We start from the raw sequence: 305 nt of genomic DNA, 5'->3' as shown, positions 1-305 counted from the left end.
CCCTTGGTGCCGTCGTGCGCCGAGAGCCGCTCGGTCCTCGTCGCGTCACCGCGCGTGGGGGCGTCGCCGAAGCTGCCGCCGTCGTAGGACGTGCGCTCGTCGGCGATGACGTCCGTGGCGCGGTTGGCGGCGGCGGAGCAGTCGACGGAGACGGCCTCGCTGCGGGAGGGCAGGTCGAGGATGTTCTCGGCCGTGTTGTCCGCGTACCACAGCCGGGTGCACTTGTCGTCCGCGGTGGTGGACAGGTCGCCCAGGTCCTCGACGCGGACGGCCCGGCCGGTGCCGTTGGAGGCGTCGTAGACGGA

1 protein-coding gene is annotated in these 305 nt (G+C 73.1%); it reads right to left on the bottom strand.

Annotated features, from left to right (window positions below):
- Positions 1 to 305: hypothetical protein (locus V1J52_RS26050; protein WP_330142431.1), on the bottom strand; the 305-nt coding region annotated here is incomplete at both ends.

It is taken from the genome of Streptomyces solitudinis, from assembly GCF_036323765.1.
In the GTDB taxonomy this organism is placed as follows: domain Bacteria; phylum Actinomycetota; class Actinomycetes; order Streptomycetales; family Streptomycetaceae; genus Streptomyces.
The sequence above is the reverse complement of the archived record's forward strand: the minus strand, read 5'-3'. Positions and strand labels throughout refer to the sequence as shown.